Origin of the sequence: Cytobacillus purgationiresistens, from assembly GCF_030813235.1 — a bacterium.
Classification (GTDB): Bacteria; Bacillota; Bacilli; order Bacillales; family Cytobacillaceae; genus Cytobacillus; species Cytobacillus purgationiresistens.
On the sequence record NZ_JAUSUB010000045.1, the window covers coordinates 14471 to 34529 of the forward strand.

Consider the following 20059-nt stretch of genomic DNA (forward strand, 5'->3'; position numbering starts at 1 on the left):
TTGTTTAATTATCTTCTACATCTTTACGATTTTTCTTAAATATTTTTGAAAGCACTTCATACACAATTGGAACGATCAGCAATGTTAATAATGTCGAACTTGCAAGACCGCCAATTACCGTGATACCAAGACCTTTCGAGATTAAACCGCCACCGCCTGAGCCAATAGCTAATGGGATGAGTGCACCCATTGTAGCAATAGCTGTCATCAGGATTGGACGTAAACGTGTTGCACCTGCTTCAAGGATCGCTTCACGCATTGTCATACCTTCGCGTTCCATATGGATGATTCGATCCACCAGAACAATGGCATTGGTGACAACAATACCAATTAACATCAGCAGTCCCATCATAACAGAAACGGAAATCGTTTCACCTGCAATAAGCAAGCCAACAAATGAACCGATAACTGCAAATGGTAAGGAGAATAGAATGGCAAATGGCGCGACACCTTCACCAAATGTTACAACAAGGATAAAGTACACAATCGCGATTGCTGCTAACATTGCGACACCAAGCTGTGTAAATGTTTCTTCCATATCTGCAGAAACACCTGCAACTCCTGTTGTTACACCTTTAGGGAAATCTAATTTTTCAATTTCTGAATCAATCTCAGATGTTGTTTTAGAAATATCTTCATCAATTATTGTACCTGACACTGAAGCGTAGTATTCGCCTTCACTTCGAGCAAGCGTATTTAATGTCGTGCCTTCTTCCACTGTTACCAGTTCAGAAAGCGGCATTGTTTCGCCTGTTGCTGTCGGTATTTGAGTATCTAACATTTCGTCAATAGATTTTGGCGCTTCAGCCCGTTCTTGCTGAATCACTACATCCAAATCAGTGCCATTATTTTTTACCGTCGTTAATACATCTTTAGAAGAAGATTGGTTAAGAGCCATGACGATTTGGCCAGTTGTTAACCCATATTGCAGAACATCTGCTTGATCTACCTTTAACACATGTTCAACATAAGCATCTTCAGCACTAGATGAAACATCCTTCATTCCATCATTGTCATTCAGAACCTCTTCAGCCATTTTTACAGACTCATTCAGTTTATCTAAATCTTCACTGTAAAAAGTGTAGCTAACTTCACTAGTATTCATGCCCATAGATGAGAAGTCTTGGCTTTTCCACTCACCAGATTGGCCAATATTAAAGACATACTCTTCCACTTCTTCACGAACATCAGAGAAGTTATTAATTTCAGGGTCAAAAATAAGGTACATTAACGCTCCGCCGGCACCGCCGCCCATCATGGCCGCAGCAGGGTCACTGCTTGTAGGGTCAGTGATCGACAATTGCAGAATATCAAGATCGTCGCGTTTTAATAGCTCTTCTTCAACGACTTCAATATTTGCTAGCGTGTCTTCCATCTTTTCGCCAGTTTCAGGAGTGTAAGTTACGTACATCACTTTTTCTTCTTCACTGCCCATGAAACTAAAGCCGATAAGAGGCATTAAGCTTAAGCTTCCCGCTAAGAGGATGACAGCGATAGCAGAAGTAATGATCTTATGATTTAACGCTTTTTCTAACAATCCTCTATACCATAATGAAAGTTTTCCAACTTCTTTATGATTGCTTTCTTCTTTCTTGCCATACAATTTCTTTTTAAACAAGAAGTGAGATAAAGCTGGAACAATTGTGATCGCCACAATGAGTGAGGCAAACAAAGCAAATGTCATTGTTAAAGCAAATGGCATAAACAATTCTCCAACCATACCACCGACAAAGATAAGCGGAGCGAATACTGCTACCGTTACTAATGTAGATGAAAGGATTGGTTTAAACATTTCAATTGTTGCTTCCCGTACTAAGGCACGGCCAGTCAACTTTTCTTCTTTTAGGTGGAGTCTTCGATATATATTTTCCACAACTACAATTGAGTCATCAATTACCCGGCCGATGGCTACAGTAATCGCACCCAAGGTCATAATGTTAAGCGTAATGTTCAACCAGTTCAACAATAATAATGCCATGAAGATGGATACTGGTATAGACACAATTGAGATGATTGTTGATTTGAAATCTCGCAAGAATAGAAGAATGATTAATACGGCAATCGCACCACCGAATAATGCTTTTTCTATCATTGTATTAACAGAATCTTGAATAGGCGCACCTTGGTCTAATGAAATATCAATCATTAGTCCGTCGATTTTCGCTTTTTCTTCTTCAACAAGATCCTTCACATTGTTTACAACATCAACTGTATTGTCCTGTTGACCTTTTACTATTTGAATCGCAATGGCATTCTCGCCATTGGTACGTGAAACGGATTCCACTTTCCCAACCGTTTCAATTTTAGCGATATCGCTCAGTTTAACAAATGGAGAAGGATTTTCTGCACTTGGAGTAACTGGGATCATCATGTCTTTTAACTCATTCACGGTTGTTAGCTTACCATCAACCGCTACCGCTTGCTCTGCCTCTTCAAAATCAAAAAGACCGAGTGATAAAGCCATGTCGCTTGCCTTAACCATTTCTTTAACTGAATCCTCAGTCAAGTCTAATTCAGCCATTTTTTCTTCATTGAAGGTAAACTCAACTTCTTCAATATGTTGGCCAGTCATTGTTGCAGAGGCTACACCATCAAGCTTTTCGATATTTGGCAGAATAATTTCCTCTACCGTTGAAGTAAGCTCAACAATATCTTCCGAAGAGCTGCTGATGGATAATGCAACAACTGGCATCATGTTCATGCTAATAGCAGTTACACTAGGCTTCTGCGCATCCTCAGGTAATTCTATATTTTCTATTGCTCTTTCTAATTGGACTTTTTTGTCATCCATATCAATTCCGTAATCATATTCAATTTGCAAGCTGGCTATATTAGAGCTTGAGTTCGAATATACTGCCTTAACATCTTCCAGGTTTTCAACTGCCTTTTCTAATGGGATGGATACTTCCTCCATTACTTGCTCAGGCGTTGCACCCGGATATACACCATTAACCATTAAGAATGGTATTGATATATCTGGAATTGTTTCTGTTTTCATCTGTGTTCCTGAATAAATACCTGTTGCTGTGATTATAATGGTCAACAGCCATACAGCCAGCTTATTCTTCAGAACGAAATTGACTATCCCTTTCACCCTTACACCTCTTCTTCTATATACTTATTAATTAAATCCCTTTGAAACTTCCCCACATGTTAGCATACCAAATGAAATAGTATGTTCATTATAAAAGCAGAAAAACCAAAACTGCCTTGACCACAGAGATGATATATCTTAACATATGACTAGTGGGTCATAATAAAAATAAATATAACTGACCAGTCAGTCATTTGTCAATGAATAAAGTATGTAGATTTTGTTAACATGGAGGGAAAGCTCCATCTAAGGAGTTGTTTTACTTGAAAGAAAAAGAAAGATTAATTATTGAGTCAGCAATCAAATTATTTGCTGTCAAGGGTTTTAGCTCCACCTCCGTTCAGGAAATTGCAACCGATTGCGGAATATCTAAGGGAGCTTTTTATTTATACTTTAAATCGAAGGATAAATTACTCGAATCTATTCTTGAGTTTTACTTTGATCAGCTCAAACTACAGATGTTATCAACTGAGAACTCAGGTTTACCCTCTAAAGAGAAGTTCATTGTACAATTAACTAGCACGTTGGACATGATCAGCAATCATAAAGATTTCATTATTATGCAATCACGGGAGCAAATGATTCCCTTAAATGAAACCATTAAAAATATGCTTTTTATTAAGCAAATGGAATTGCAGACCTTTTATAAGAATGGTTTAGAAGCGATTTATGGATCTGATAGTATTCCTTATCTCTGGGATCTCTCTCAATTGCTTGAAGGCATGCTGCAATCCTATATACGTTTTATTATATTTGATAAAGAATTACTCTCCACTAAAGACATTGCTGAATACATTATGAATAGAATGGATTCAATCGCAGAAGGTATGACGAAAGATAAGCCGCTGATTTCTGATGAAAAGATGAATCAATTTTTGAAAAAGTTTAATTTTTGCTACCCTATGCCAAATACCCAGTCGTTAATTACTAATATACGAGGTAAGATCAATGATTTACATGATAAAGAATCACTGCATGTGTCACTTGATTTAATTGAAACAGAAATAAAGAGGGAACAGCCAAGAACTCCTGTTATACAAGGCATGCTTTCTAATTTCAGTCCTCATCCGAAATTGAAAGAAGAACTTTCTAAGGCGTTGGAACCCTTTACTTAACCCTTCGCAGGATTGGAAGAAATTTGTCGATGAAAATACCGACCTTTTTACTGGACTTTTTTGCGATAAACGTTTATTTTACTATAAACAGGAAATATACTTAGTAAGGTATATTTTTAATGAAGGAAGCTTCTATACTTATAACACATATAAGAATGGATGGTGGGACAATGACAAATAGTAAAGTAACAAATATCCGAAAAAATGATAAGAAGGATGTAAGCATCGGTTCTAATGTATCGTTAAATGGATTAGTAACTGCTGTTTTCGATAATATGGTGCATGTACAAATTGGAGCAAAGATTGTAACGGTTCATATGAAGGATTTATACTCAGAGATTAATCAATCTGTGCTCAATAAACAAATCAAATCACCATCCCAATCTGGATAAAGCGAATGGCGTTCACCTTGAAGAGTATGTTAAGGTGGAAAGCCACAAAGAGAAGCAGCTTTTCTAAAGCTGCTTCTCTTTTTTAATAAACTTTTTCTACTTTTGGTATTTGATCAACACTACCCAGAAGCTGAAAACAAGGAAGTTCTTTTACAGCAGAAATTGAGTCCTCCGTTGCCTCTACTAGCCAAGCAGTATCCCCTATTTTCCGAATGATGCTAACTGAATCAGGTAAATCAATAATTGCTGATTTCCCTAATATCACCCAAACTGAAGCTGTAGCACTGGAAACAGGCGACAATTCCTCATCAAAACAAGGAATATACTCTTTATCATCAATATGGATCAGATCTTCAATTATGGCACTTGCAGTTGGGAACATCCCAGCTCCAGGCCCTTGTAAACTTATACTTCCAACGATATCTGCTTCTATATTAATGGCGTTCTGTACATTCTCCACTTGATAGAGAGGATGCGATGAGGAGACAAGCACTGGTTTAACGGAGCACTTAATAGCATCGGCTGCTTTCTCGAGCGATGCCACATGCTTAAATCTTAGTCCTAAAGAATGGAAGTAATCAATTTGATCAATCGTTATTTCCGCGATGCCCTCTCGAACCGTATCTTCCCAAACGGGCTGTTCGCCAAATAAAACCTCACTTAGGATAACCGCCTTATAAAAAGCATCATGTCCTTCAATATCATTAGCAGGATCTGCTTCTGCATAACCGAGCTGCTGTGCGAGCGTTAGCGCTTCAGAAAATGAAAGCTGTTCTTCCCTCATCTTTGTTAAAATAAAATTACTCGTGCCATTTAAGATTCCTTGCAGCGACTGGACTTTATTTGCGTTAAGTAATTTTTTCAGTGTTTGAATGATTGGTATCCCGCCAGCAACTGTCGCTTCAAACCCTACGGTCACCCCATGCTCTGCCGCAAGATTCTGTAAAGTGCTACTGTGATAAGCAAACATTTCTTTATTCGCAGTAATCACATGACATCCTTTTTTAATCGCTTCCTGTAAATAAGTAAATCCTGGCTCGACACCTACGATTGCATCTATGACAACGTCAATATGCTCAATTCCCAAAATATCTGAGAATTGATCAGTTAAAATGACTTCTTGGTCAGGCAGCTCATGCTTCGATAAATCTTTTACGAGCACCGCAGCAACTTTCACTTCTCTACCTAAAAGTTTTCTTATGCGCGCTTGATGCTGATGAATCGTCTGATAAACTCCCTTGCCCACTGTACCATATCCTAAAAGAGCTACTTGTAAAGCCGTCATCTATATACCCTCCATTCTTCGGTGTTCCTCATTTGTTATTTCCTCATTTCTGCAGCTTTTGCAGCTCTCTTGCTTTTAGTTCTCTACGCAGAATTTTTCCACTTATTTTTGTTTTTGGCAGCTCTGATACAATCTCTATTTCTCTCGGAGCCGCATGGGCTGCTAATCTTGTCTTTACAAATTTTCGGATTTCATCAAGCAAATCATCTGTAGCCTCAAACCCCTTCCGGAGAATGATAAATGCCTTGACGATTTCTCCTCTTAAAGGATCAGGCTTGCCAATCACTCCTGCCTCTGCAACTGCAGGATGTTCGATTAATTTACTTTCCACTTCAAATGGTCCAATTCTTTCACCGGAGGAATTGATCATATCATCGCTTCTCCCCTGAAAGAACACATAGCCATCCTCATCTTGAATTGCAAGATCACCAGATACATACCAACCATTAAACGGAAAATAGGATTGGTATTTTTCTTTGTTCTTCCATACTTCTCTCATCAAGCCTGGCCAAGGCGTCTGTATTGCCAGGTGGCCAATCGTTCCTGCAGGGAGCTTATCTCCATTGTCATCTAAAATAGCAATCTCGATTCCCGGGAAGGGCCTCCCCATGGACCCTGGTTTAATTGGTGCTGAAGGGAGATTTACAATCAGCTGTGCCCCTGTTTCTGTCATCCACCAAGTATCGTGAATTCTCTTCCCTATGGTGTCCATGCCCCAGTAGATAACTTCTGGGTTTAATGGTTCTCCAACGCTTAACATGTGTCGAACTGCACTCAGATCGTACTGCTTTTGAAGATTTTCTCCTTCTGCCATCAGCATGCGATAAGCAGTAGGAGCACTATACCAAACTGAAACTTTTGTTGATTCTAATGTTTTATACCATTCCTTTGCATCAAATCGTCCGCCGTTCACTACAATTGTGGCACGATTCAGCCAAGGTGCGAATATGCCGTAAACGGTGCCGGTCACCCACCCCGGATGAGCGGTACACCAATAGACATCGTCTTCTTTTATATCGAGAACCCATTTTCCCGTTTGATATTGGTGGATCATAGCACGGTGGGCATGAATGATTCCCTTGGGCTTCCCAGTCGAACCGCTTGTATAATGAATATTTAATCCATGCTCTAAATCCACCCATTCCAAAATTTTTCCCTTTGCCGGGATTTTCTCCATCTCATCCTCAAGAGATATTACTCCCTCTTCGAACGACTGCTTGCCTTCCGTTATAAAAATTTTTTCTAATGACGGGAGTTCCTGCTTCGGAACACGCTGTAACAGGTCAGCATCTGTAATGATATACTTGCCTTCACAATCAGCAATTCTATCTCTCACCGCTTCTTCCATAAATGCTTCGAAAAGCGGACCGGCTATTGCGCCCAATTTTATTGCTGCAATCATAGCAAAATAACAATCAGGATGCTTTGGCAGAAAAATAAAGACAAAATCGCCTTTCTTTATTCCATGGTGTTTTAAAACGGTGGCAAGATGATTGGTCTTTTCTTGTACTTCACGGAATGAATACTTGACCTCTTCGTCCCCATTAACATAATGAAGGGCGATTTTGTCTCCAAAGCCATCCTCAACATGTCTATCTATACATTCATAGGCCATATTCACAAGACCAGTCTGTTGCCAGCTAAAGTGCTGCGAAATGCTGTCCCATGTGAAGCTTTCATATGCCTCTTGATAATTTGATAGATTATATGTTCCTTGAACAGGTTCTAGCTGCTGCCGATCAATCACTGTCATTGTTCAAACCCCTTTAAGAATTATTTATTGTTTATTTGAGAAAGGTCGAGTAATTTGATGATCTGGTCTTTCATCTTGGCAAGCTCTGCATCTCCCCGGCCCCGAGGTTTTAGCTTGGGAATAGTTAGCTCTTCGTATATTTCACCGGGCTGGCCCCGAAGAATAAGGATGCGGTCGCATAAATATAAAGCTTCATCAATATCATGTGTAACTAGCAGAATCGTAGAATGATATTGCTGCCAAATAGCGAGAAGCAAATCTTGAAGCTGCATCTTTGTAAATGCATCTAATGCGCTGAATGGTTCATCAAGCAATAAAATTTCTGGAGCTGTTACAAGCGCTCTGGCAATAGCAACCCTTTGAGCCATTCCTCCTGACAAATCCTTCGGGTAATGATTTTCAAATCCATTTAACCCTACAGATTCAATATATTTAAGCGCTTTTTCAGTTTTATGCTCATCACTCTTTAACCCGAATGGAATATTCTCTCTCACCTTCAACCATGGCAGCAAACGTGGTTCTTGAAAAATCATTCCGATTTTCTCATGTACAGCTGTGACGGATTCGCCATCTATTTTCACTTGCCCATCATAATGCTCATCCAGGCCGGATAACACGCGCAATAAGGTGCTTTTCCCACAACCGCTCGTTCCTAAGATGCCTATCACTTCGCCCTTTTTTACTGAGAGATTCAAATTTTTAAAACCCGTTTCCCCATTTGAGAAGGTTCTCGAGACATTCTCTATTGCTAGCATTTCTCTCTCCTCCTATGCCTTCTTCTCGATCGTGTCTTGCCAGTGCAATGCTTTTGCTTCAAAGGTCTTTAAAATGCTATCAGTTATTTTTCCTAATATGGCAAAAAGGACAATGCTAGATATGATGAGATCTGGAGAATAAGTATTCTGACCATAAACGAGCAAGTAACCAATACCAGTAGAAGCTCCCATTAATTCAGCAGCTACAACAAACATCCAGCCAAGACCGAGACCGCTTCTTAAGCCCACTAGAAATGAAGGAAGTGATGCGGGTAAAATAATTCTTCTTATAAGCTGCAATGAACTAAAATTATAGATTTTACCCACTTCAATCAATTTTCTATCCACGCTTTGTATGCCAGAAACGATATTTAAATAAACCGGAAAAAATACACCAACAGCAATTAATACAACTTTGGAAGGCTCACCTATTCCCATCCAAAGAATGAATAGGGGCACCCATGCAAGTGAAGGAATAGAACGAAATGCTTGAATGAGAGGATCAAACAAACTTTCAGCCTTTTTCAAATAGCCAACTGCCGCTCCAAGCACCACTGCTGCAGCTGTACCAATGAGAAAGCCTATAAATAACCGATAAAGAGTGATACCGATATGCCCCCATAAATTACCTTCGGCTGACATATTCATTAGCGATTGGCAGATAACAGATGGTGCTGGGAGGAGATGAGGAGGAAAAACCCCCGTTCTACTTAAGTACTCCCATGCGATAACTAGGATTAATGGAACAACTGCTCCTAAGGCTGCCGTTTTTAATGTCGCATTCACTTGAAAGCCTTTCTTGCTTTTTTGTCCTACTTCAGTGGAAACGACTGTTGCTTTCACACTCATCATGTTGGCCTCCCGTCCATTTTAATAATCAGCTTGTTTATTGAATAACCTCTTTTGAAAATGCTGGGTTAATAAGACTGTTAACTAAGTCCTTAATATCCGTGCCGCTTTGGATAATTCCATCCTTTTCAAGCACTTCTCCAGCTGAAAGCAACGCATCCTTTTGCGCGTCTCCTGGTACAGGAGACGAGAAGTCATTCCGCTCCATTTCTTTGTTGGCAACATCAAGCGTGATCTGCGCTTCTTCAGCTAAAATTTTTGCTGCTTCTTCAGGGTTATCCAACACCCATTTACGCGCTTTTTCATATAGTTCAATGACTTTTTTTACTTCTTCAGGGTGTTCCTTAGCAAACTCACTTCTGACATTTAATGTTCCATACGTATTAAATTCAGGATTTCGATAGATAAACTTTGTGTCTGCTTCTAATTCTATCTTTGCCATATGGGGATCAAGTCCTGACCAGGCATCAACCTGCCCGGTCGTTAAGGCGCTTCCTCCATCTGCATGCTGAAGATTTACAACCTCTACATCAGAAGCTGCCAAACCAGCCTCATCCAATGCTCTTAACAAGAAAATATGTGGATCGGTACCTATTGTCGCTGCTACTTTTTTCCCTTTTAAATCCTCCACCTTTGTAATAGGTGAATCACCATTCGTCAACAGTGCTGTCCATTCCGGTTTGGAAAAAATATAGACTGATTCAATCGGAGCACCTTTTGATTTCGCTATTAATGCCGCAGCGCCAGCAGTTGATCCAAAATCCACACTGCTGCTATTCAAAAATTCCAATGCCTTATTACTCCCTTGACTCAAGACAAATTCCACATCGATGCCATCCTTTTCAAATGCTTCCTCAGCCCAGCCGAATTTTTTCAGTATGACACTTGTAGGTGAATAATAAGCGTAATCAAGCACTATTTTTTCCGGTTTTTCCCCATCACCAGAAGCACTATTAGAACAGGCTTGCGCAATTAATACAAATAGAGTTATTGTTACCAATCCAATCCATTTTTTCATTGTTTATGTCTCTCCCTAGAATTATTAAATCTCACATGCAAATGTAACGATTGATCCACGTAATCTTTGTGCCTCTTTATATGTGCAACGGTTTTGAACTACTTCTAAACCTGCTTCTTTTGCCACTTCGACAGCTTTTGGTGAAATGACTCCTTCTTGAAGCCAGAATACTTGCGGTTGAATATCCACTGCCTCTTTCGCTACCTCGATTGCCGCCTCTGGGCTTCGGAAGACTTGAACAATATCAATGCCAAACGGTATCGATTTAAGATCTGGATAGGCCTGTTCTCCAAGGACTTCTGTTTCCCTTGGATTCACTGGGACAATTTGATATCCAAGGCGCTGCATCTTTCTTGCAAGTCTAAAGCTTGGGCGTGCTGGATTTCCGCTTAATCCCACAACTGCAATTCTCTTAGCACGCTGTACTTCTTTTCCGTCCACCGTTTCTTTTAGCACTGATGATTGCAGTGACCAGCGAATAACACCCTCATCGTTAACTGCTGTTTCCCCTTTTTGTGCTCCTTTTGATGAAATGCCTGTTGCTTTATAGAAGGCTTGATCTAAGTCATTTGTTAAATCTCTCACAGACTCAATACCAACTGACAAGCGGATTAATTCCTCGCTCACCCCACTTTTAATTAAATCTTCTGCACTTAACTGCTGATGGGTTGTGGAGGCTGGGTGAATAATGAGTGATTTCGCATCACCAACATTAGCGACATGTGACCAGAGTGCAATTTCATCAATCACATTCTTACCCGCATCCCTTCCACCTTTTATTCCAAAGTTTACAATGGAACCGAATCCACTCGTTAAATATTTTTTTGCCAAATCATGAGCAGGATGCTTCTCTAATCCAGGGAAGGCAACCCAGTCGACCGCAGGATGATCTTCAAGAAAATTGGCAATTTTCAATGCGTTTTCATTATGCTTTTCAATTCTTAAATGCAATGTTTCCAATCCTTGAATTAATAAGAAAGCGCTATGTGGACTTAAGGATGAACCGAAATCTCTTAGCAGCTGCACTCTTAATTTTGTACTAAAAGCCAGTGTCCCAAATTCATTCGCATACACAATACCGTTATAACTAGGATCAGGATCTGTAAACCCTGGAAACTTATCGCTATTCCAGTTAAATCGCCCACCATCTACAACCAAGCCACCAATTGTTGTTCCATGTCCACCAATCCATTTTGTTGCCGAGTGAATAACGATATCTGCTCCCCAGCGAATCGGTTTGCATAAATAAGGTGAGGCAAAAGTATTATCAATAATTAGTGGAATATCATGCTCATGAGCAATATTCGCAACAGCTTCGACATCTAACACATGCAAGCTTGGGTTCCCAATGATTTCTCCATACACAGCTTTTGTCTTAGGTGTAATGGCTTTTCTGAAATTTTCAGGATCAGATGCGTCTACAAAGTGTACTTTGATGCCGTACTTTGGCAATGTAATTGCGAAGAGATTATAGGTTCCTCCATATAGATTGGAGGCAGCCACAATTTCATCACCTGCTTGAGCAATATTCATAATGGAAAGAGCGATTGCTGCCATTCCAGAAGAAGTAGCAACTGCTGCAACACCGTCTTCCAGTAAAGCTATCCTTTTTTCTAAAACATCAACCGTTGGATTGCCAATCCTTGAATAAATATTGCCTGTTTCATCAAGTGAAAAAAGACTTTGTGCATGGTCTGTACTATGGAACACATAAGAACTTGTTTGATAGATCGGAACTGCTCTTGAGCCTGTTGTCGGATCAGGTGATTGTCCCCCGTGTAGCAATATCGTTTCATCATCATAAGTGTTATATTGGTTTGTCATTTGAACCACTCCTCTTTTCTGTTTATAACAGCAACCAAGTGCTGGTTTATTTAAAAAACAAAAACCCCTCTCCATAAGAAGAGGGGGCCTCATCTTATCTGTCAGGTTGTTACACCTGCAGGATTTAGCACCTTTTCAAGCTATTGCTTGAAGGTTGCCGGACTTCATCGGGCCTGATCCCTCCGTCACTCTGGATAAGAAATATTTAGTTGTTTAATGCATTAACTCATCATCTACAAAAAGTATTATAGTAGAAAAATGTCGAATCGTCAATTATAATTCTGAAATTAATTTATTTTCTAAATAATAAATCGATTATACAAGATCAGCGGATTGTTTTTGAAAATTAAAAACCCCTTCCGTCAAAACAGAAGGGGTTTGTTTGAAAAATAATTCAAAGCCGACCGCCTTCTCATCTTAGGAAACAGCATTTCCTCTGAAATTGGCACCGTGCATGTAGATGCTGGTTGCCGAGGCTTCGCAGGGTCAGTCCCTCCACCTCTCTGGATAAGAAAGTCATATTGTAATTGAGTAAAATAATATACCTTTCAGACAATTTAGTCAACCGTTTTTTTAAAATTTTTAAGTTTCTTCATCACCTCATTGCCTTTATATATCTTCTTTGATTAATGTAATGAAATGTTGAAGGATTCTTGCTGTTAACCCCCATATCACCTTATCATCAAAATAATAAAACACTTCCTCCACTTTTCTTGACTGCCATTTATAATTCTCTCCACCAGGAATTTGATTAAAAGGGAAATCTTTACCTGGTTCTGCCTTAAAGTCTATAAAATGGATTTTCGGCTCTTTATTAAGAAAATATTGCAGGGGAACAGTAAAAACCTCCTCTACTTCTGTTGGATTCGGGACAATCTTCTCACTATTTTTTAACACACCTACAAATGGATAAATGATGGTATTGAAGGGAGAAATCATATAATCAAGGGAAGAAAGAGGGACGATGCTGTTCTCACTTATACCGAGTTCTTCTGACGTTTCACGTATGGCCGCATGCTTTTCACTTTCGTCGCATTGATCCACACGTCCTCCTGGAAAACAAATCTCACCTGGCTGTCTTCTGAGTTGAAGCGATCTTACCTCAAATAACACATGTAATTGACCTTCTTTTTCTATCAAAGGAAGCATAACAGCAAATCTGGCAAACTGTTCACTTCCCAATATAATTGGCTTGCGATTAGATAGCATCTTTTCCAAGCGTTGAATCTCCATATCCACACTCCCAAAGTCCACTGACCTGTTTCTTTATGTTATTATCATACTCCACTTTCATTCATCTTAAAAAGATTAAGAATTCATTATGAATCCAGGGAAAGAAAAAGATTGCCCAACCGCTGCCAGACAAGGCATCGTGTAGACAATCTCTATAAAGCACTCTTGTTGTATAGTCCTAAAATTACTTTAAAGGAGAAAATCCTTATATTACGCTTTTGATTCCTCTGTTAAATGGCAAGCAACCTGCTGGTAGCCTGATCCAGAAACCGACATAAGTTTTGGCTCTTCCTTGGCACAACGGTCAAACGCCAACGGACAACGTGTGTGAAAGCGGCAGCCAGCTGGTGGATCAATTGGAGAAGGAACATCCCCTGTTAGGATAATCCGCTCTCTTCTCTCTGTGATATTCGTACTTGGAATCGCTGATAAAAGCGCTTGGGTATATGGATGCCTCGGCTGATTAAACAAAGACTTTTTATCGGCAACCTCTACAATTTTCCCAAGATACATGACAATAATCCGATCAGAAATGTGACGCACAACACCTAAATCATGTGAAATAAATAGATAGGTGAGTTTGAATTTCCTTTGCAGATCTTTTAATAGATTTAGTACCTGAGCCTGGATAGAAACGTCCAAAGCGGATACTGCTTCATCACATACAATTAACTTTGGATCAACAGATAATGCACGGGCAATCCCAATTCTTTGACGTTGTCCGCCACTGAATTCATGGGGATAACGATCGATTTGATGCGCACCGATACCAACCGTTTCTAGCAACTCCGTGATTTTCTTTCTTCTATCTTTCTTAGGAATTACCTTCTGAATCTCCATGGCTTCTTCTAATATTTGACTAACCGTTTGTCTCGGGTTTAAAGAAGCATAAGGATCTTGGAAAATAATCTGCAAATCCTTTCTCTTTTTCCTCATCTGTGACTTACTAAGAGACACTAAATCTTCTCCTTGGAAATAGATATTCCCGGAATATGGATTATCCAAGCGGAGAATTGCACGGCCAGTCGTGGATTTTCCGCATCCGGATTCTCCAACAATGCTGACAGTTTCTCCTTCATTCACTGTAAAGCTGACATCATCGACAGCCTTGACATGATTAACCGTCCGACCAAACACTCCACCTTTAATAGGAAAATATTGCTTCAGTTCTTTCACTTCCAATAATGCCTGATCACTCATGACGACTCACTGCCTCCCCCTCTTTTTCCCATTGGTCTGTATAAATCCAACAGCGGACCTTATCTCCATCACTTGTCTCTGCAAGCTCAGGAAGTGTTGCATGACAAATTTCCTTTGCACTCGGACATCTTGGGGCAAAACTGCAGCCAGAAGGCAAATTAAATGGGCTTGGAACGGAACCAGTGATAATAGCTAAATCCCCTTCCACGTCTTCATCATGCTTTGGCACTGAGTTTAACAGACCGATTGTATAGGGGTGTTTAGGGTCAGTGAATACCGTTTTCACATCTGCATATTCAACCACTTTCCCACAGTACATCACAGCCACTTTATCGCACATTTCAGCCACTACACCTAAATCATGGGTAATAATCATCAATGATGTTCCCATATCTTCTTGAAGTTTTTTAATTAGCTCAAGGATTTGCGCTTGAATCGTAACATCCAAAGCCGTAGTCGGTTCATCAGCGATCAATAGTTCCGGATTACATGCCAGAGAGATAGCAATCATCACACGCTGCCTCATCCCGCCAGATAATTCGAATGGATATTGCTTCGCCCGTTTTTCTGGAGAAGGAATCCCCACCAGCTTAAGCATTTCAACCGATTTCTCCCAAGCTTTCTTTTTGTTTAGCTTTTGATGAATTCGAATGGATTCCGCAATCTGCTCCCCACATGTTAGAGTAGGATTAAGAGACGTCATCGGTTCTTGGAAAATCATCGAAATATTATTCCCGCGAATGGCCATCATTTGTTTTTTAGACTTTTTAAGCAGATCTTCTCCTTTAAAAATGACCTCTCCTTCTTTTATTCTTCCTACAGGTTCTTGCAAAAGCCGTAAAATGGAGAGCGAGGTGATGCTTTTTCCTGATCCCGATTCCCCTACAATCCCTAATGTTTTTCCTTTTTCAATCGAGAAATCCACGCCATCCACTGCTTTTACTTCACCTTCATCAGTAAAAAAAGAGGTCCGAAGATTTCTCACTTCAAGTATGCTTTCTTCTTTTGTCAAACTCATCTTGTCTTCACCGCCCTTAATTTAAATCGATGCGTTTATTTAATAATCGATAAGAGATATCTACCATCGTATTCACAACAACAAATAGCACGGCACAGACGAGGATCGTCCCTTGCACCATCGGAAAGTCATGTGCTCTAATTGAGTCGATGACTAAACGTCCAAGTCCATTCACTGCAAATACGGTTTCAGTAATAACCGCTCCGCCTAGCAAAGTACCAAACTGTAACCCTACTACCGTTACTACAGGAATTAAGGCATTTCGCAGACCATGTTTATAGATAACGAGTTTATCACTTACCCCTTTTGCATATGCAGTCCTAATATAATCCTGATCCATTACCTCGAGCATGCTTGAACGTGTCATGCGGGCGATAATTGCCGCACCTGCCGTACCGAGCGTAATAGCCGGCAGGATCATATGCTCCCATGTTCCCCAGCCTGCGACAGGGAACCAGCCTAGATTAACGGAGAAAAGATAAATGAGCATGATCCCCAGCCAAAAATTTGGCATAGAGAGTCCAAATAAAGCGATGACCATCAGCGAAACATCGGCAAAGGAATATTTTCGTGTTGCTGAAATAATTCCTGCCAGCAATCCAAAAATGACTGCCAGAACAGTACCTACCAAAGCGAGCTGGACGGTAATCCAAAATCGGGAGTCAAAAATCTCAGATGTCACAGCTCTGCTTGTCCGAATTGAATTGCCTAGATCACCTTGAACCGCATTTCCAATAAAGCTGAAATACTGTTGATACAACGGCTCATTTAAACCAAGATTTTCTCTCATTTGTTCAATTTGCTCAGGGTTAGCATTTTCCCCGGCCATGATTTTTGCTGCATCTCCTGGAATTAGGTGCATCATTAAGAAAACTGCTAAAGTGACCCCTATCATTACTGGAATTGTTTGAAATATTCTTCTAACTATATAGAGAAACATATAAGCTCACCTTCCATTATCATTTCTTTGTTTTGGGATCTAGTGCATCTCGCAGTCCGTCACCAAATAGATTAAACCCAACGACAACAAGTAATATCACTAGACCTGGGAATAGGGTAATATGCGGTGCTTGTGCTACATATGAGCGCCCTTGGGCAAGCATTGTACCCCATTCAGGAGTAGGCGGCTTCGTTCCCATTCCTAAAAAGGAAAGTGCACTGGCAGTAATAATTGCTGATGCAATATATAAGGTTGACTGGACAATGATTGGTGAAAGAACATTTGGAAGTATATGTTTAATGATAATCCTCGTATCCCGCGCTCCCATTGCTTTGATCGCATCTATGTATTCTAGCTTCTTCACTGTCAATGTTGAACCACGCACAATCCTTGCGAAGGTAGGAATAGCATAGAAAGCTACAGCAATAATGACATTCGTCGTACTGGCTCCAAGCACACTGACAATCGCTAAAGCTAGTAAGATACCAGGGAAAGCAAGTAAAACATCACAGATTCTCATAATTAAAGAATCTACCCACCTGCCATAATAGCCTGCCACAACACCAAGTATGATTCCTGTTAATGCTCCAAGCAGTGTAGATAAAATCCCTACTGTTAATGAAATCCTCGACCCATACAACAGCCGGCTTAATATGTCTCTCCCCTTATCATCAGTACCGAGCCAATGCTCGCTTGAAGGAGTCTCCAGCTTTTTGCTTAATTGCATCTCAGTTGGATCATATGGAGCTAACAAAGGTGCGAATATAGCCAATAATGAAAATACTATAACGATAAAAGCTCCTACCATTGCAGCTTTGTTCTTTGCCAGCTTTTTATAAAAGCTTTTCATGCGGATTGCTTTCGAATTGCCAACTCTAGCAGGATTGACTGCCATTGTTTCCAGTTGCGGCTGATGATCCATACATATTTCCATCCTTTCAATCTATAAATGATTCTTTCAAAGCCATATATTCTTTATACTTCTCTAGTAGATTAGTCTCAATCACCACCTTCCTTTCCCATGAATCTTCTAAAAAAACAACCAAACAAATTACATAATTATCCACACAAGGGTGCTTACAACCTAAAAATACATATTTATTGCAATATTAACATAATTATATAAAATATCCAAAATAATATTGTAAAATCAAATTTTATAAATTAAGATAATAATTGTAAGTTTCTAATAATTTAGTTTATAGAGGGGGAATTTTTTTGAAAGCAAAAAAGAATTGGATACTCATGCTATTACTTTCGTCTGTTCTATTTCTAGCGGCATGTGGCGGCAACGGAACTAGCGGCAACGAAAGCAAGCCTGAAGCAGATGATGATGAATCATCAGAATCTGCTAGTGGAGAACTCGTATTTGTAACTCCATCTGATGCACCTACACTTGACCCGCATGGGCAAAATGATACGGCATCAAATACAGCGACTTCACAAATTCTAGAAAGATTAACAGACTATGCTGAAGACGGAACTGTTGTACCACTGTTGGCTACTGAGTTTGATAACATCGATGATACAACTTGGGAATTCAAATTACGGGAAGATGTTAAATTCCATGACGGAAGTGACTTTAATGCTGAAGCAGTAAAAATGTCTCTTGACCGTATACTAGATCCTAAGCTTGCATCACCGAAGGCCGTTATTCTTAATATGATCTCTGAAGTTGTAGTTATTGATGACTACACAGTTCATATTAAGACTGAAGAGCCATTCGCTCCTATGCCAGCTCACTTAGCGCATAATGCAGGTTCTATCATTGCACCATCTGCTATTGAAGAAGAAAATAATGGCGGCACTAAGATTGACGAAAACCCAATCGGCACAGGGCCTTTCAAATTTAAAGAATGGAACCGTGGTGCTGAAATCAAGTTTGATAAGAACGAAGATTATTGGGGAGAAGTACCTTCATTTGATTCCATTTCAATTAAAGTTGTACCAGAGCAATCAACTCGTGTAGCGATGTTAGAAACTGGCGAGGCAAACATCATGCTCGTAGGAGCTTCTGATGTTGAGCGCGTTGAAGCGATGGATAAAATTGAAATCGATCGCGTTAGAGGAACACGTATGGACTATGTGAGCTTTAACTTAAACAAACCTCCATACGATGATGTAAAAGTTCGTCAAGCCATTGCAATGGCAATCGACAAAGAGGATGTAGTAAAAGGAATTCTGGATGGACAAGGGATTCCAGCTGTGGGACCTCTTGCACCAAACGTAATTGGAAACTCTCAGGATTTAGAGCCGCTGCCATATGATGTTGATGCAGCTAAAGAATTATTAGCTGAAGCAGGTCATCCAGATGGCTTCAAAACAACGATTTATGTAAATGAAGGAAGTAAGGAGCGTGCTGATATCGCTGAGCTTGTTCAAGCACAGCTTGCACCAATCGGTATTGAAGTTGAAATCGAAGTAATCGAATGGGCTACCTTCCTAGAAAAAACTGGCGCTGGCGAGCATGAACTATTTGTTCTCGGCTGGACAACAGTAACAGGTGACGCTGACTATGGATTATATGCATTATTCCATTCTTCTCAGCATGGCGACCCTGGTAACCGTTCATTCTATAACAATCCAAAAGCAGATGAGCTGCTTGATAAAGGACGTACAAGTACTGACCAAGATGAGCGTAACGCAGCCTATGCTGAGCTTTCCGAAATCTTAGTGGAAGAAGCTCCAATGGTTTACTTACATCACCCTGATTTCGTACACGGAACTAACGGTATTGAGTCTGGTTTATTCGTCAACTTTGGCGGAACACCATTCTTCAAAGGTGTAAAATTAGCTAACTAATACAGCTGGGGGCTGTCTCAAAAGCCCTTTTTTAAAGAAAAACCACGAGACGTGATGAAAGGTCTCGTGGTTTTTGCGTATTTTAGACGAATATATATCTTTCGAGTGGCGGTCAACCGCCACTCGTTTCTTAAAGTTGTGAGCGAGGGCGATGAGCCCGAGCTCCACATGCACCTTTTGGCGACCTCTCAGGTGTAAACGCCGGAAGCCGAGGTTTTGTTTGATATGACCAAATACACTTTCCACATCGATTTTTCTTTTTTGGTAAAGTGTTCGGCCTTCTTCGCTATTCAGTTTCCGATTTTGTTTCGCTCTTAACTCTTCATAAACCGGGTTATAGTGAATCTGCCTGTTCCCCTTTGCTTTTGTACAGTCTGATTTGAACGGACATCCTTCACATGATTCACTTTCATAGATTTTGAAATCTCTTTTGTAGCCATACCGATCGGTCTTTTGACTATACCGTTTGAATAATACTTTTCTTTCGTTCGGGCACCAATAAAAATCATCAGCTTCATCATAATGCCGATTATGTGGGTGGTAGGCTTTTTTTGAATAAGATCGCTTTTGTTCTTGACGAAACGTATTGTAAGGGATGAGGGTATCAAAATTTTCTTCTTCCATCGCGACATAGTTCGATTCACTGCCATATCCTGCGTCCGCTATCAAGACTTCGGATAAGGGTGAACCACTCTGTTTTAAGGATGCGATATGTGGTTTTAAACAACGTGTGTCTGTTGGATTCGTATGTAAACTATAATGAAGAATAAATTGATTTTGT

The 20059-nt window shown here is 40.0% G+C and carries 16 protein-coding genes and 2 riboswitches; of the genes, 3 read left to right on the forward strand and 13 right to left on the reverse strand.

Annotation, left to right across the window (positions count from 1 at the left end):
- Positions 1-4: 4 nt before the first annotated feature.
- Positions 5-3094 (reverse strand): efflux RND transporter permease subunit, encoded by a 3090-nt coding sequence (locus J2S17_RS26885; protein ID WP_307480020.1) that lies wholly within the window; start codon positions 3092-3094, stop codon positions 5-7.
- 263 nt (positions 3095-3357) lie between these two features.
- Between J2S17_RS26885 and J2S17_RS26890 the strand changes: the two genes are divergently transcribed.
- Together J2S17_RS26890 and J2S17_RS26895 are read left to right on the forward strand one after the other, a co-directional pair.
- Positions 3358-4209: a TetR/AcrR family transcriptional regulator gene (locus J2S17_RS26890; RefSeq protein ID WP_307480021.1), complete on the forward strand. Its 852-nt coding sequence runs from the start codon at positions 3358-3360 to the stop codon at positions 4207-4209.
- Between the two features lie 170 nt (positions 4210-4379).
- Positions 4380-4601 (forward strand): hypothetical protein, encoded by a 222-nt coding sequence (locus tag J2S17_RS26895; RefSeq protein ID WP_307480023.1) that lies wholly within the window; start codon positions 4380-4382, stop codon positions 4599-4601.
- A gap of 82 nt (positions 4602-4683) precedes the next feature.
- Here the strand turns inward: J2S17_RS26895 and J2S17_RS26900 are convergent, their stop codons facing one another.
- The 11 genes from J2S17_RS26900 to J2S17_RS26950 all read right to left on the reverse strand — a co-directional run bounded on the left by J2S17_RS26900 (position 4684) and on the right by J2S17_RS26950 (position 17371).
- Entirely contained in the window at positions 4684-5886 is a 1203-nt protein-coding gene (locus tag J2S17_RS26900; RefSeq protein WP_307480024.1) for a homoserine dehydrogenase, read from the reverse strand.
- Between the two features lie 43 nt (positions 5887-5929).
- A complete protein-coding gene (gene acsA / locus J2S17_RS26905; RefSeq protein WP_307480027.1) occupies positions 5930-7639 on the reverse strand; it encodes an acetate--CoA ligase in 1710 nt (569 codons plus the stop codon).
- A 20-nt stretch (positions 7640-7659) separates the two neighbouring features.
- Positions 7660-8394 (reverse strand): ABC transporter ATP-binding protein, encoded by a 735-nt coding sequence (locus J2S17_RS26910; RefSeq protein ID WP_307480029.1) that lies wholly within the window; start codon positions 8392-8394, stop codon positions 7660-7662.
- Between the two features lie 12 nt (positions 8395-8406).
- Positions 8407-9243 carry an ABC transporter permease gene (locus tag J2S17_RS26915; protein WP_307480031.1) on the reverse strand — a complete coding sequence of 279 codons (837 nt, stop codon included), beginning with the start codon at positions 9241-9243 and terminating at the stop codon, positions 8407-8409.
- Positions 9244-9280: 37 nt separating this feature from the next.
- A complete protein-coding gene (locus tag J2S17_RS26920) occupies positions 9281-10261 on the reverse strand; it encodes an aliphatic sulfonate ABC transporter substrate-binding protein (RefSeq protein ID WP_307480033.1) in 981 nt (326 codons plus the stop codon).
- Positions 10262-10285: 24 nt separating this feature from the next.
- Positions 10286-12085, reverse strand: a complete 1800-nt coding sequence (locus J2S17_RS26925) for a PLP-dependent aspartate aminotransferase family protein (protein WP_307480034.1) — start codon at positions 12083-12085, stop codon at positions 10286-10288.
- 91 nt (positions 12086-12176) lie between these two features.
- Positions 12177-12286: riboswitch (SAM riboswitch) on the reverse strand.
- A 208-nt stretch (positions 12287-12494) separates the two neighbouring features.
- Positions 12495-12599: riboswitch (SAM riboswitch) on the reverse strand.
- A gap of 95 nt (positions 12600-12694) precedes the next feature.
- Positions 12695-13318, reverse strand: coding sequence for an NUDIX hydrolase (locus J2S17_RS26930; RefSeq protein ID WP_307480036.1), 624 nt, complete (start codon positions 13316-13318; stop codon positions 12695-12697).
- Positions 13319-13528: 210 nt separating this feature from the next.
- Positions 13529-14518 (reverse strand): ABC transporter ATP-binding protein, encoded by a 990-nt coding sequence (locus tag J2S17_RS26935; RefSeq protein WP_307480038.1) that lies wholly within the window; start codon positions 14516-14518, stop codon positions 13529-13531.
- Complete coding sequence (locus J2S17_RS26940) at positions 14511-15536, reverse strand: ABC transporter ATP-binding protein (protein WP_307480041.1); 1026 nt, start codon at positions 15534-15536, stop codon at positions 14511-14513. Before J2S17_RS26940 ends, J2S17_RS26935 begins: the two co-directional genes overlap by 8 nt.
- 16 nt (positions 15537-15552) lie before the next feature.
- The gene (locus tag J2S17_RS26945; protein WP_307480044.1) at positions 15553-16476 is read right to left on the reverse strand and encodes an ABC transporter permease; all 924 of its coding nucleotides are present in this window, start codon (positions 16474-16476) and stop codon (positions 15553-15555) included.
- A 19-nt stretch (positions 16477-16495) separates the two neighbouring features.
- Positions 16496-17371, reverse strand: coding sequence for an ABC transporter permease (locus J2S17_RS26950; RefSeq protein ID WP_307480056.1), 876 nt, complete (start codon positions 17369-17371; stop codon positions 16496-16498).
- Positions 17372-17694: 323 nt separating this feature from the next.
- Between J2S17_RS26950 and J2S17_RS26955 the strand changes: the two genes are divergently transcribed.
- Entirely contained in the window at positions 17695-19278 is a 1584-nt protein-coding gene (locus J2S17_RS26955; protein WP_307480047.1) for a glutathione ABC transporter substrate-binding protein, read from the forward strand.
- On the opposite strand, the gene J2S17_RS26960 is transcribed toward J2S17_RS26955, so the two are convergent.
- The coding region (locus tag J2S17_RS26960; protein WP_307480051.1) for a transposase at positions 19267-20059 on the reverse strand (793 nt) is incomplete at its 5' end. The genes J2S17_RS26955 and J2S17_RS26960 overlap by 12 nt on opposite strands.

What these genes read in the sequence shown, in the direction of transcription:
- J2S17_RS26945 (WP_307480044.1), bottom strand. Translation starts at nt 16,476, where the DNA reads ATGTTTCTCTATATAGTTAGAAGAATATTTCAAACAATTCCAGTAATG.
- J2S17_RS26910 (WP_307480029.1), bottom strand. Translation starts at nt 8,394, where the DNA reads ATGCTAGCAATAGAGAATGTCTCGAGAACCTTCTCAAATGGGGAAACG.
- acsA (WP_307480027.1), bottom strand. Translation starts at nt 7,639, where the DNA reads ATGACAGTGATTGATCGGCAGCAGCTAGAACCTGTTCAAGGAACATAT.
- J2S17_RS26950 (WP_307480056.1), bottom strand. Translation starts at nt 17,371, where the DNA reads ATGGCAGTCAATCCTGCTAGAGTTGGCAATTCGAAAGCAATCCGCATG.
- J2S17_RS26900 (WP_307480024.1), bottom strand. Translation starts at nt 5,886, where the DNA reads ATGACGGCTTTACAAGTAGCTCTTTTAGGATATGGTACAGTGGGCAAG.
- J2S17_RS26935 (WP_307480038.1), bottom strand. Translation starts at nt 14,518, where the DNA reads ATGAGTGATCAGGCATTATTGGAAGTGAAAGAACTGAAGCAATATTTT.
- J2S17_RS26895 (WP_307480023.1), top strand. Translation starts at nt 4,380, where the DNA reads ATGACAAATAGTAAAGTAACAAATATCCGAAAAAATGATAAGAAGGAT.
- J2S17_RS26930 (WP_307480036.1), bottom strand. Translation starts at nt 13,318, where the DNA reads ATGGAGATTCAACGCTTGGAAAAGATGCTATCTAATCGCAAGCCAATT.
- J2S17_RS26915 (WP_307480031.1), bottom strand. Translation starts at nt 9,243, where the DNA reads ATGAGTGTGAAAGCAACAGTCGTTTCCACTGAAGTAGGACAAAAAAGC.
- J2S17_RS26925 (WP_307480034.1), bottom strand. Translation starts at nt 12,085, where the DNA reads ATGACAAACCAATATAACACTTATGATGATGAAACGATATTGCTACAC.
- J2S17_RS26940 (WP_307480041.1), bottom strand. Translation starts at nt 15,536, where the DNA reads ATGAGTTTGACAAAAGAAGAAAGCATACTTGAAGTGAGAAATCTTCGG.
- J2S17_RS26920 (WP_307480033.1), bottom strand. Translation starts at nt 10,261, where the DNA reads ATGAAAAAATGGATTGGATTGGTAACAATAACTCTATTTGTATTAATT.